This is a genomic window from Aestuarium sp., assembly GCF_023253315.1.
Taxonomy (GTDB): domain Bacteria; phylum Pseudomonadota; class Alphaproteobacteria; order Rhodobacterales; family Rhodobacteraceae; genus Marivivens; species Marivivens donghaensis.
Map to the genome: position 1 here is coordinate 34,761 of NZ_JALRGW010000014.1, position 11,903 is coordinate 46,663.

The following is an 11,903-nucleotide window of genomic DNA, read 5'->3' on the forward strand; positions in this document are numbered from 1 at the left end:
CATTGGCGCGCGCCCATTGAGTGCTACAAGGTCCCTAGAACAAGGGCGACCTATGCAGTTTATCCGAGCCATCATTTTCAAAGTATTGTCGGTGCTTCTCTTTGTCGTCATGGCGGGGATCATCAAATCTGTCGCCGGCCATGTGCCACCAGGGCAATCGGTTTTCTTTCGATCCCTCTTTGCCATTCCAGTGATCGTTGTTTGGCTCGCGATGCGCAAAGAGTTGCGGATCGGTTTTAAGACACAAAACCCAATGAACCATGTTTGGCGCGGCGTGATCGGTACGTCTGCTATGGCCATGACGTTTGGAGCGCTGGGCCTTTTGCCGCTGCCAGAAATGACCGCTATTGGCTATGCGATGCCGATCTTCGTGGTTGTCTTTGCTGCGATGTTTTTGAATGAAACGGTTCGTTTATTTCGATTGATGACAGTCGCTGTCGGCCTCGTCGGGGTTATGATCATCATGGCCCCACGGTTATCGGTCGATGTGATTGACGTGTCAGAGACGCTTGGCGCGGTTCTGGCGTTGGGGTCTGCTGTGGCAGCAGCCTTGGCGCAGGTCTTTATTCGGAAACTTACGAAGACCGAGACGACCTCATCGATCGTATTCTGGTTTTCAGTCACTGCCACTGGACTGTCGTTGCTGACGATTTACTGGGGCTGGGTCGTACCCACGCCCAAAGAGGCCGCACTTCTGGTACTTGCGGGCATTATTGGTGGCGTCGGTCAGATCCTTCTCACCTCAAGCTATCGGCTTGCGGACGCGTCGTTCGTGGCGCCATTCGAATATTCGTCGATGCTGTTCTCGATCGCCATTGGCTTTGCGTTCTTTGATGAGGTGCCGACGGGCACCACGTTGATCGGTGCGTCCGTGGTGATCTTTGCTGGCATATTGATCATTTGGCGCGAGCGCCAGCTTGGGCTCGAACGAAGCAAGACCCGAAAAGCAATGTCGCCGCAGGGCTAACCTACGGCGACACAATGTTCATCAGAACCTACGATTAGGCGCGAACGAGCGCTTCGTAGTCCTCTGCGATTGAGCGGGTGATATCACCAACTTCAAAGGTGTAGTCACCGATCTGACCAACGGGAGTAACTTCAGCCGCAGTGCCTGTCAGCCAGCACTGTTCAAAGTCAGCCAACTCTTCCAGCTGAATGCGGCGCTCAATGACGTTGATGCCTTTGTCGCGCAGCATGCCGATGACGGTTTGACGGGTGATGCCGTTCAGGATCGCGTCTGGGATCGGGGTGTGCACTTCGCCGTCTTTGACGAAGAAGATGTTCGCGCCAGTCGCTTCAGCCACGTAGCCACGATAGTCGAGGAACAGCGCGTCAGAGCAGCCTTTGGCCTCTGCGGCGTGTTTGGACATCGTGCAGATCATGTAGAGACCAGCGGCCTTTGCAGCGGTTGGGATGGTTTCGGGCGACGGGCGCTTCCATTTCGCGATGTCCAGCTTTGCGCCTTTCATCTTTGCGTCGCCGTAGTAGGCACCCCAAGTCCAAGCGGCCACAGCCATGCGAACAGGGTTGCGCGCGGATGCAACACCCATGTCTTCGCCCGCGCCACGCCATGCAACGACGCGGATGTATGCGTCGGTCAGGCCGTTCGCATCCAAGACAGCTTTCTTCGCAGCTTCGATTTCATCAACAGTGTAGGGGATCGGCATGTCGAGCATCTCGCCCGATTTCAAAAGACGTTCGGAGTGCTCGACGGATTTGAAGATCTTGCCGTTGTAAGCACGCTCGCCTTCGAAAACGGACGATGCGTAGTGCAGCGCATGGGTCAGAATGTGGACATTCGCGTCACGCCAATCGACCAACTGGCCGTCCATCCAGATTTTACCGTCACGATCATCATAGCCAGCCATAGTGCACCCTCTGCTTTTCATTTATTTCTCAACGCACTACGATTTCTATCGTAAAATTGCGCGAATTCATGAGATTCGCTAACAGTGAAGGCTTGGAATGTCAACAAGGCTGACGTATTCTGTCCGTGAACGAAAGAAGGGTTTCGGCCATGAATGACGTGCCAAGCGGACAGTCCCTGCTGTTTTTGACGGATGAACAGCTACGGCAGGGGATCGAGGCGATGTATTTTGCCTACCGCGGTTTCACGGCAGACCCTGATCGCATCCTCGAAGAAAAAGGCTACGGACGGGCGCATCACCGTGCTGTCCACTTTATCAACCGAAGCCACGGCACGACGGTGAATAATCTCTTGTCTATTCTTGGTGTTACAAAGCAGTCCCTTAATCGTGTGTTGCGCGCTTTGATCGATGACGGTTTGGTAGAGAGCAGGGTCGGCCAAGAGGACAAGCGTGAACGTCACCTTTTCCTCACCGAAGCTGGCCAGCGTCTGGAGCGCGAGCTGTCCGATGCGCAGCGGGATCGAATGCGGGCAGCGTTTCGCGCCGCAGGTCCAGCTGCCGTTGGTGGGTTCCGCCAAGTTCTAGAGGCGATGATGGATACGGACATGCGTCGTCAATACGAGGCGCTGAGGGATAGAACGACATGAGCGCCGATGACGCCCATATTTTAATTGTTGATGACGACGAACGGATCAGGGGACTTCTACAGAAGTTCATTATGCGGAATGGTTTTTTGGTGAGCACCGCACGCGATGCGGCTCATGCGCGTCGTATCCTGTCTGGTCTCGAATTCGATTTGATCGTTTTGGATGTCATGATGCCTGGTGAAGACGGCATGTCGTTGTGCCGCGATCTGCGGGCACGGTTGGGCACGCCCATTATGTTGCTGACCGCAAAGGGTGAGACCTCTGATCGGATTGCTGGTTTGGAAGCGGGCGCGGACGATTACCTAGCAAAGCCGTTCGAGCCCAAAGAACTGCTGTTGCGGATCAATGCAATCCTGCGCCGTGTCCCGCAGGCGGTTCCTGCTGTCGTGGTGCCGAAGTCGCTGAATATGGGTCCGTTTCGCTACGATGTGGATCGGGGGGAGTTGTGGAAGGGTGATGATCTGATCCGCCTGACCGCGACCGAGAGCCAGTTGATGAAGATTTTCAGCGCTAAGCCCAGTGAACCCGTATCGCGGGGCACCTTGGTTGAAGAGCTTAGCCGTTCTGGTGGGCAAACGCAGGAACGCGCGGTCGATGTTCAGATTACCCGTCTACGCCGCAAGATCGAGGTCGATCCGAAGCAGCCTCGTTATCTCCAGACGGTTCGCGGTTCGGGCTACATGCTACAGCCTGATTGACGGACGGATGGGTTTGGGGTTCCTTGCGGTATGACCACAGCCTTAATCACACACCCCGCCTGCCTGAACCATGTGACGCCCGACGGACATCCTGAACAAGTTGCCCGTCTTCAAGTCGTTTTGGACGCCTTGTCTGATATTCCGTTGGATCGTTTTACAGCCCCAATGGCGGCGGACGACGATCTAAAACGGTGCCATCCGCAGTCTTACATCGACCGACTACGTTCGGCATTGCCCACATCTGGCTCGCGGCAGTTGGATGCCGACACGCATATGTCGCCCGGATCGCTTGAGGCGGCGTATCGTGCTGCAGGCGCTGTCATGCTCGCGGTCGACAAAGTGCTAAACGGCGATGTGAAGAACGCCTTTGCCGCCATTCGTCCTCCCGGTCACCACGCTGAACAAGAAATCCCGATGGGCTTTTGTTTGTTCGGAAATGTCGCCATCGCGGCGAAGTATGCTCTCGAGCATCATGGACTGCGCCGTGTCGCTATCGTTGATTTCGATGTTCATCACGGCAATGGCACGCAGGCATTGTGCGAAGATGATCCTCGTATCCTAACGATCACATCGCAACAGATGCCGCTTTGGCCGGGGACGGGTGATCCTGTTGATACGGGTGAGTTTGATAACGTTCTAAATATCGCCTTGCCGCCCGCAAGCGGCTCTGACGTTTTTCGCAAAGTATACGAAGTCCAAGTGTTCCCTCGTCTTGCGGCTTTCGCACCCGAGCTATTGATTATTTCTGCTGGCTTCGATGCGCATCGTGATGATCCGCTCGCCCAGTTGGAATTCGAGACCGAAGACTTTGCCTGGGTGACACACCGCCTGTGTGATATTGCCGAGTCCTCTTGCAACGGGCGCGTGGTATCTGCATTGGAAGGTGGCTATAACCTTGACGCGTTGGCAGCCTCCGCTGCCGCCCATGTAAGTGTTCTGGAGGAAAGAGGCCGATGACTGACACGCCCGTTGATGAAATGAGCTTTGAGCAGGCGATGAAAGAGCTGGAGTCGGTTGTGAACCGTCTTGAGCATGGTGATGTGGCGCTCGACGATTCCATCGCGCTTTATGAACGTGGCGCCGCGCTAAAGGCCCGTTGCGAGGCCAAGCTGAAAGAAGCCGAAGAAAAAGTGGCCAAGATCACTTTGGGCGCTGATGGCGCACCGACTGGAACGGCACCGCTGGACGCTGGCTAATGTCATTGACCGCCGCACTAACCCGCGCTCGCGATCTGGCCGAGGCTGAGATCGCGCAGGCGCTTTCGGGCATTGATATGCCTGTCGCGGATGCGATGGGATATGCAGTGCGCGGTGGAAAAGGGTTGCGCGGGTTTTTGGTCCTCGAAGGGGCGGCGCTCCACGGTATTTCGAACGCAGTCAAGGTCGCGGCGGCGATCGAATGTCTGCACGCTTATTCTCTGGTGCATGATGATCTGCCCTGCATGGACGATGACGATTTGCGCCGTGGGCAGCCGACCGTTCATCGCAAGTGGGACGAAGCGACCGCCGTCCTTGCAGGTGATGCGCTTCAATCGTTAGCATTTGAATTCTTGGCTTCCGCTGATTGTGCCGCTGAACGGCGCACAGACCTCATCCGTTCCTTCGCCGAGGCGTCGGGTGTGCGTGGGATGGTCGGTGGTCAGGCGTTGGACATCGCAGCGGAGACGGCAACGGCCCCTCTCACACTCGATCAGATTACCACATTGCAGGCAGGTAAAACGGGTGCACTGATCACATGGTCCGCGACGGCGGGGCCTCGAATGGCGGGCGCGGACATTGGACCGTTGAAACGCTATGGCGATGCCTTGGGGCTGGCTTTCCAAATCTGGGACGATGTTCTGGACGTGACGGGCGATGCTGAAACGGTCGGCAAAGCCGTGGGTAAAGACGCTGATGCTGGCAAAGCGACATTCGTGTCCCTCTTGGGTTTGGACGGGGCGAAACGCCGCGCAGCCGATTTGGTGACCGAGGCTTGCGATGCCCTATCTATCTATGGTGAAACCGCGCAAACCCTGCGCGACGCGGCACGTTTTGTGATCGACCGCGACAAGTGAGACAGCCATGACTGACACACCGATGACACCACACCTCGACCGCGTTCATACGCCTGCGGACCTAAAAGGTATGTCGGATGCTGAACTGCGTCAGGTGGCCGATGAATTGCGTGCAGAGACAATCAGCGCGGTGTCGGTTACAGGCGGTCATTTGGGCGCTGGATTGGGCGTGGTGGAACTGACGGTCGCGCTTCATGCGGTGTTCGATACGCCCAAAGATAAGATCATCTGGGACGTTTCGCACCAGTGCTACCCGCATAAGATTTTGACGGGCCGTCGTGATCGTATTCGGACCCTCCGTCAAAAAGACGGCCTGTCCGGTTTCGCGAAACGCAGTGAGAGCCCGTATGACGCGTTTGGCGCTGGTCACTCGTCGACCTCGATCTCTGCGGCACTCGGCTTTGCCGTGGCGCGTGATTTGGGCGGCGTCACCGAAGAGGGCGTCGGCGACGCGATTGCGGTGATCGGTGATGGGTCCATGTCCGCGGGCATGGCGTTCGAGGCGATGAACAACGCGGGCCATTTGGGCAAGCGGATGATCGTTGTTCTGAACGACAACGAGATGTCGATTGCAGAGCCAGTGGGCGCACTGTCGTCTTATCTATCGCGTCTTTATGCGGGTGCTCCGTTCCAAGAGTTGAAAGCGGCTGCCAAAGGCGCGGTAAGCCTTCTCCCCCCGCCATTCCGCGAAGGCGCTAAGCGGGCGAAGGATATGCTCAAGCATATGACCGTCGGTGGGACCATGTTCGAAGAACTTGGGTTCTCTTACATCGGGCCAATTGATGGGCATGACATGGAGCAGCTTTTGGCCGTCTTGCGCACGGTCAAGGCGCGCGCAACTGGTCCGATCCTGATCCATGCGATTACGAAGAAAGGCAAAGGTTACGCTCCTGCTGAGGCGGCACGTGACAAAGGTCACGCGACAGCCAAATTCGACGTTCCGAGCGGGAAGCAGCACAAGGCGCCGTCCAACGCACCAAGCTACACGAATGTATTCGCTGAAGCCTTGCTGGAATTAGCGGCGAAGGATCAAAAAATCTGCGCGATCACGGCGGCAATGCCAGATGGCACGGGTCTGTCGAAATTTATGGAACGTTATGCATCACGTTGTTTCGACGTGGGTATCGCCGAACAGCATGCGGTGACCTTTGCTGCGGGGCTGGCTGCGGGTGGAATGAAACCATTCTGCGCGCTCTATTCGACGTTCTTGCAGCGTGGTTACGATCAAGTCGTCCACGATGTTGCAATCCAACGTCTCCCCGTTCGTTTCGCAATCGACCGTGCTGGTCTCGTTGGTGCTGATGGCGCGACACACGCAGGTAGCTTTGATGTGGCGTTTCTGGCGAATTTGCCGGGCATGGTTGTCATGGCTGCGGCGGATGAGGCCGAACTGGTGCGGATGGTTGTGACGGCTGCGGCGCATGACGAAGGGCCGATCGCATTCCGCTTCCCTCGTGGTGAAGGTGTTGGCGTCGAAATTCCAACCGATGCGGAGCCTCTCGAAATCGGCAAAGGCCGCATGATTGTTGAGGGTAAGAAGGTTGCAATCCTCTCGTTCGGGACTCGGCTTCAAGAGGTGATGCAAGCCGTAGAGAGCCTGAACGCTAAAGGCATCTCGCCGACCGTCGCAGATGCGCGTTTCGCAAAACCGCTCGACCGTGAATTGATCCTGAAACTTGCCGCAGAGCACGATGCTCTGATCACCATTGAGGAAGGTGCGGTTGGTGGTTTCGGTAGTCACGTTGCGCAATTGCTGTCTGACGAGGGTGTATTCGATGCGGGTCTGAAATTCCGTTCGATGGTTCTGCCTGATACGTTCATCGATCACGCCAACCCGCGCGATATGTATGCGACGGCTGGATTGAACGCCGACGACATCGAAGCAAAAGTGCTCGAGGTTCTGGGCGTGGCGACGATCGGCAAGACTGCTTAATCGGTTCCAGCGGCGAGAAGGGCGTCCAGACCACTGCGGTAGTTTGGATATTTCAAAATCACACCCAATTCGTCCTTAATCCGGTCGTTTTTCACCTTTTTACTCTCGGCATAGAACGACCGCGCCATTGGCGTCATTTCGGCTGTCTCGAAATCCTCGGCTGGCGGGATTGGAAGATTCAGCAGTTTCGCGGCATAGGCAATGACGTCTTCGGGCGGGGCAGGGTCGTCGTCGCAGACATTATACGCGGCCCCCGGATTTGGACGGTTGATTGAAGCCCAAAGCACCTGCGCGATGTCTTCGACATGGGTACGGCTGAACACCTGACCCTGTTTAATGATCCGCCGCGCCGTTCCATTGCGCACTTTCGCAAACGGTCCACGACCCGGGCCATATATTCCCGCGAGCCTAAAGATATGGAGAGGCAGACCCATTGTCCGCCATTCGGCCTCTGCCTTAACTCGCAGTTGCCCACGTTTTGTGGCGGGGGTCAGGGGAGCATCTTCATCCACCCAATCGCCGCTGTGATCTCCATAGACGCCCGTCGTGGACAGATATCCGACCCATTCAAAGGTATCGGCTCGCGATAGAATTTCATCGCGCAGATGCTGAAGCACTGGGTCGCCATCTTCGTTCGGCGCAGCGGAAATCAGAAGGTGCGTCGCACAGTCCAGTGCAGGCCGCATGTCTGCGCCGGGCCAAACGCGGGGATCAACGCCCTCGGAGAGCAATCTTGTGGCCTTGTCGGCGGACCGAGTGGTCCCGATCACCGTCCAGTCGTCGGGCAATAGTTGTGCAAGGGCTTGGGCGGAATAGCCGTGACCGAATGAGAGAAGCGTTTTCATGTTTCGCAATGTGACGTGACCGCAGGCATGTTCAAGTGGTCAGTCCCACCAGAACTGCCAAGTGCCCGCATTCAAGAGCGCCCCAGCAAGCGCATCCAGCGTTTTGAACCCCTGATCAACGACATCTGGGCAATAGGCATAGTGCTCTTCCGCAAGCGTCAGCGCTTCGGCGAATGTGTGAGGTGGACGTAGAACGTGGAAGGTCAGCGTGTCGTGGCTGTGACCAATTAGCCGTGCGCCGAACCGATCACGCCAGCGGCGCATGAGACCCATATGCACTTCGGTTTCTGGAAAGGCATTCCATCCTCCGCAGTCGAGGTATGCAGGAACTTCGGTCGGGTCTGCGGTGGGGAAAAGCGCGATGTAGATCGTCTGCAACGCCGCGCCGCGTGCAGGATCCCAGACGGCGCTGTCAATCGCATCGGCGTGGTTGGTGTGCGTATCCGATGGCCCGCGTGGCGGCACTGGCTGTCTGGTGTTATTTGATCGAGTGGCCCAGTCGAGCTTTGCCTGTTCCATCCACGCAGGGAAATCAAATTTGGCAGCCCGTAACGCGATGTCTGTGATGGGTCGCGGCGTCGCATCGTTCAGCAATTCGACCGATCGGATCGAGCCGATGATGATGGGGGTATGATCCCGATTTTGGGCTTCTTTTGCGATCACGGCCTGAGCGAGATCGCTGTGACAGCGGATCAGTGGAAAGCGAGTCACCGTGGTTTCGACCAATGAACCAGCGTCGTAGATCAGAGCCTGATCATCATCTGGGCCAAATAACTTTTTCAAAATACTCATGCTTGCCCCCAAGCGGTTTGACGCCATTTGCCATCATCGCTCTGCCAGCGGCAAGTGCCATTGCGTCTTGAAGACGTTGCATAACTGGTGTCAGATTTGAGGATGGACCGATCAGGCATCATAACCGGACACTCCGACCCCGTAATCGGGGCGCATGCCGACGTCCAAAACAATTCCAAAAAGGTAGAAGAATGAACCAAATCATTACGGCCGACACATTGGCGGCGGAGAGCTTTGATAACGCAGATCAGGCCGTTGAACGCTTGATCGAATTGTATGACGCCGCCGTTCAATTCCTCGGTAAAGAGTTTTCGCGCGCAGTGACCGAAGGCAAGCCAGAAGCCCGCTATCGCGCGTTTTATCCCGAAATCCGAATTGAAACCAAAAGCTATGCCCAGACCGATAGCCGTCTGTCGTTTGGCCATGTGGCGACGCCCGGTGTCTATTCGACGACCGTGACGCAGCCCCGTTTGTTTGCGAATTACTTGCGGCAGCAGATTGGTCAGCTGATCGAAAATCACGGTATCGCAGTCGAAATTGGGCCCTCTACGACGCCGATTCCTGTCCACTTTGCTGTTGTGAACGATGCGGCGGTTACGATCCCCCAAGAAGGCGCGATGAACTTCACCTTGCGGGATGTGTTCGACGTGCCTGATCTGTCGATCACGCACGATGATATCGTGAATGGCACGGGGTTTACGTATCCCGATGGCTCGCATCCGCTCGCTCCGTTCACGGCGCAGCGGGTGGACTATTCGCTGGCGCGGTTGTCGCACTACACGGCCACATCGCCTGATCATTTCCAGAACCACGTTCTGTTTACGAACTACCAGTTCTACGTCGAAGAATTCGAATCCTACGCCCGTCAAATGTTGGCTGATCCCGATAGCGGCTACATCGAATTCGTCGGGCCAGGGAACATCGTGATCACGGGCGCTGCGGAGCCGTTGCTCATTCCTGCAAAACTCCCGCAGATGCCGACATACCACCTCAAACGCTCTGACGGCTCGGGTATTACGTTGGTCAATATCGGCGTCGGTCCGTCGAACGCGAAGACGGCAACAGACCACATTGCTGTGCTTCGTCCGCACGCTTGGCTGATGGTTGGACACTGTGCTGGTTTGAGGAATAGCCAACGCTTGGGCGATTTCGTTTTGGCCCATGCGTACCTGCGCGAAGACCACGTTCTGGACGATGATCTGCCTGTTTGGGTTCCGATCCCAGCCCTTGCCGAGATCCAGATCGCGCTCGAGAATGCTGTGGCAGAGGTCACAGAGGTCTCTGGCTATGATCTTAAGCGCATCATGCGCACAGGCACCGTTGCGACCATTGATAACCGCAATTGGGAACTAAGGGACCACTCTGGCCCTGTGCAGCGTTTGAGCCAATCAAGGGCCGTAGCGCTCGATATGGAGAGCGCGACCATCGCCGCCAACGGTTTCCGCTTCAGAGTGCCCTACGGCACGCTCCTGTGCGTCTCTGATAAGCCGCTGCATGGCGAGTTGAAATTACCCGGAATGGCGTCAGATTTCTATAAAACACAGGTCGCACGGCACCTCATGATTGGTGTTCGTGCTATGGAACATCTGCGAGAAATGCCTCTTGAACGCATTCATAGTCGGAAATTGCGCAGCTTTGAGGAAACAGCCTTCCTGTGATTTCGCCTTTTTGGTCGAAAATAGGGCTTTTTTGCTTGCATCGATCCACTTTTCATAGTGGTGATCTACTATATACCGTTATTATACGGGACATGAGGCCCAATATCGGGCGGAACTAGGGAGACCATAAAAATGGCAAAGCCGATGACTAAGGCGCAACTCGTCGCCGCACTCGCTGAAAAAGCAGGCACAGACAAAAAGACCGCAACCGCTGGTCTCGAAGCTCTGATCGATATCATCACCTCCGAAGTTTCGGGCGGTGGCGCTGTGACCCTTCCGGGCGTAGGCAAGATCTACTGCCGCGAGCGCCCCGAGCGTATGGTTCGCAACCCTGCAACCGGCGAAACCATGTCGAAGCCGGCAGACAAGGTCGTGAAAATGACCATCGCGAAAGCACTGAAAGACAGCGTTAACGCATAAGTCGTTCTGCAGGTCTTGCACCTGACGCATTCTTAAGAAAGGGTCGCTGGCATCAGCGGCCCTTTTTTCATTCTCGGGGACATTATGGATTTACGTGCTATTTTGATGGGGCTGTCTTTTGCCCTTATGTGGTCATCAGCTTTCACCTCAGCACGAATTATCGTCCAATATGCCCCGCCAATGGCTTCTCTATCGCTTAGGTTTTTGGTCTCGGGTCTTCTTGGGATCGCGATTGCTTATGCGATGGGGCAGCGGGCCAAACTTACGCGAGAGCAATGGAAGGCCACGCTGATTTTTGGCGTTTGCCAGAACGCGCTGTACCTCGGCCTGTTCTTTGTGGCGATGCAAACGATTGAAGCGTCGCTGGCTGCAATCATTGCAGCGACGATGCCGTTGATCGTTGCTCTCTTCGGGTGGGTGATGGGCGATCGGCCAAAGCCGTTGGGCATGCTCGGGCTTGTTGCAGGGATCATCGGCGTGACTGTGATTATGGGCGCACGCCTTTCGGGGACGATTGATGTGATGGGCCTCGTTCTATGCGCCATTGGTGTGACGGCACTGGCAGTTGCAACGCTGTCCGTGCGCGGTGCGTCCTCGGGCGGCAACGTTTTGATGATTGTTGGTTTGCAAATGCTGGTTGGCTCGGCTGTGCTGTCCGTGCCTGCGACGCTGCTCGAGAGCTGGGACATTATTTGGAGCTGGCAGCTGATTGTGGCGTTCTTTTACACAACTTTGGTTCCCGGTCTTTTGGCGACCCTTGTCTGGTTCCTGCTCGTTCAGAGGATCGGCGCGATCAAAGCGGCGACCTTCCACTTTTTGAACCCGTTTTTTGGCGTAACCATTGCGTGGGCTCTGATTGGTGAAGAACTGACACACTGGGACGTGATCGGGGTTGCGATTATTGCAGCGGGAATTTTGGCCGTCCAATTGTCCAAGCAGGGCGCAAAATTATAACGGCGCCTCTCGGGCGCCGCTTAGTATCTTGAGCA

13 protein-coding genes are annotated in these 11,903 nt (G+C 56.1%); 10 read left to right on the top strand and 3 right to left on the bottom strand.

Features of this window, described 5'->3' with window-relative positions; all coding sequences use genetic code 11:
- Positions 1 to 52: 52 nt before the first annotated feature.
- Complete coding sequence (locus tag AC1QQ2_RS08770; protein WP_479712854.1) at positions 53 to 967, top strand: DMT family transporter; 915 nt, start codon at positions 53 to 55, stop codon at positions 965 to 967.
- Between the two features lie 34 nt (positions 968 to 1,001).
- On the opposite strand, the gene AC1QQ2_RS08775 is transcribed toward AC1QQ2_RS08770, so the two are convergent.
- The gene (locus tag AC1QQ2_RS08775; protein ID WP_479712855.1) at positions 1,002 to 1,868 is read right to left on the bottom strand and encodes a branched-chain amino acid aminotransferase; all 867 of its coding nucleotides are present in this window, start codon (positions 1,866 to 1,868) and stop codon (positions 1,002 to 1,004) included.
- Between the two features lie 149 nt (positions 1,869 to 2,017).
- On the opposite strand from AC1QQ2_RS08775, the gene AC1QQ2_RS08780 reads away from it, so the two are divergent.
- From AC1QQ2_RS08780 to dxs, 6 genes are read left to right on the top strand one after another with little or no spacing between them, the layout of a single operon-like run.
- A complete protein-coding gene (locus AC1QQ2_RS08780) occupies positions 2,018 to 2,515 on the top strand; it encodes a MarR family winged helix-turn-helix transcriptional regulator (protein ID WP_249942974.1) in 498 nt (165 codons plus the stop codon).
- A complete protein-coding gene (locus AC1QQ2_RS08785) occupies positions 2,512 to 3,213 on the top strand; it encodes a response regulator (RefSeq protein ID WP_479712856.1) in 702 nt (233 codons plus the stop codon). The genes AC1QQ2_RS08780 and AC1QQ2_RS08785 overlap by 4 nt, the downstream gene beginning before the upstream one ends.
- Before the next feature lie 30 nt (positions 3,214 to 3,243).
- On the top strand, positions 3,244 to 4,170 hold the full coding sequence (locus AC1QQ2_RS08790) for a histone deacetylase family protein (RefSeq protein ID WP_479712857.1): 927 nt from the start codon (positions 3,244 to 3,246) through the stop codon (positions 4,168 to 4,170).
- On the top strand, positions 4,167 to 4,409 hold the full coding sequence (locus tag AC1QQ2_RS08795; protein WP_067552682.1) for an exodeoxyribonuclease VII small subunit: 243 nt from the start codon (positions 4,167 to 4,169) through the stop codon (positions 4,407 to 4,409). Before AC1QQ2_RS08790 ends, AC1QQ2_RS08795 begins: the two co-directional genes overlap by 4 nt.
- Entirely contained in the window at positions 4,409 to 5,266 is an 858-nt protein-coding gene (locus tag AC1QQ2_RS08800) for a polyprenyl synthetase family protein (protein WP_479712858.1), read from the top strand. The genes AC1QQ2_RS08795 and AC1QQ2_RS08800 overlap by 1 nt, the downstream gene beginning before the upstream one ends.
- A gap of 7 nt (positions 5,267 to 5,273) precedes the next feature.
- Positions 5,274 to 7,199 (top strand): 1-deoxy-D-xylulose-5-phosphate synthase, encoded by a 1,926-nt coding sequence (gene dxs, locus AC1QQ2_RS08805; protein ID WP_479712859.1) that lies wholly within the window; start codon positions 5,274 to 5,276, stop codon positions 7,197 to 7,199.
- Here dxs and AC1QQ2_RS08810 read toward each other — a convergent pair.
- Complete coding sequence (locus AC1QQ2_RS08810) at positions 7,196 to 8,044, bottom strand: SDR family oxidoreductase (protein WP_479712860.1); 849 nt, start codon at positions 8,042 to 8,044, stop codon at positions 7,196 to 7,198. The genes dxs and AC1QQ2_RS08810 overlap by 4 nt on opposite strands.
- A 39-nt stretch (positions 8,045 to 8,083) precedes the next feature.
- Complete coding sequence (locus AC1QQ2_RS08815; protein ID WP_479712861.1) at positions 8,084 to 8,836, bottom strand: DUF4253 domain-containing protein; 753 nt, start codon at positions 8,834 to 8,836, stop codon at positions 8,084 to 8,086.
- Positions 8,837 to 9,027: 191 nt separating this feature from the next.
- On the opposite strand from AC1QQ2_RS08815, the gene AC1QQ2_RS08820 reads away from it, so the two are divergent.
- The 3 genes from AC1QQ2_RS08820 to AC1QQ2_RS08830 all read left to right on the top strand — a co-directional run bounded on the left by AC1QQ2_RS08820 (position 9,028) and on the right by AC1QQ2_RS08830 (position 11,868).
- Positions 9,028 to 10,494: an AMP nucleosidase gene (locus AC1QQ2_RS08820; RefSeq protein ID WP_249946676.1), complete on the top strand. Its 1,467-nt coding sequence runs from the start codon at positions 9,028 to 9,030 to the stop codon at positions 10,492 to 10,494.
- 132 nt (positions 10,495 to 10,626) lie between these two features.
- Positions 10,627 to 10,914 carry an HU family DNA-binding protein gene (locus AC1QQ2_RS08825; protein ID WP_067552698.1) on the top strand — a complete coding sequence of 96 codons (288 nt, stop codon included), beginning with the start codon at positions 10,627 to 10,629 and terminating at the stop codon, positions 10,912 to 10,914.
- A gap of 84 nt (positions 10,915 to 10,998) precedes the next feature.
- Positions 10,999 to 11,868, top strand: coding sequence for a DMT family transporter (locus AC1QQ2_RS08830; RefSeq protein WP_249946677.1), 870 nt, complete (start codon positions 10,999 to 11,001; stop codon positions 11,866 to 11,868).
- The last annotated feature ends 35 nt before the right edge of the window (positions 11,869 to 11,903 follow it).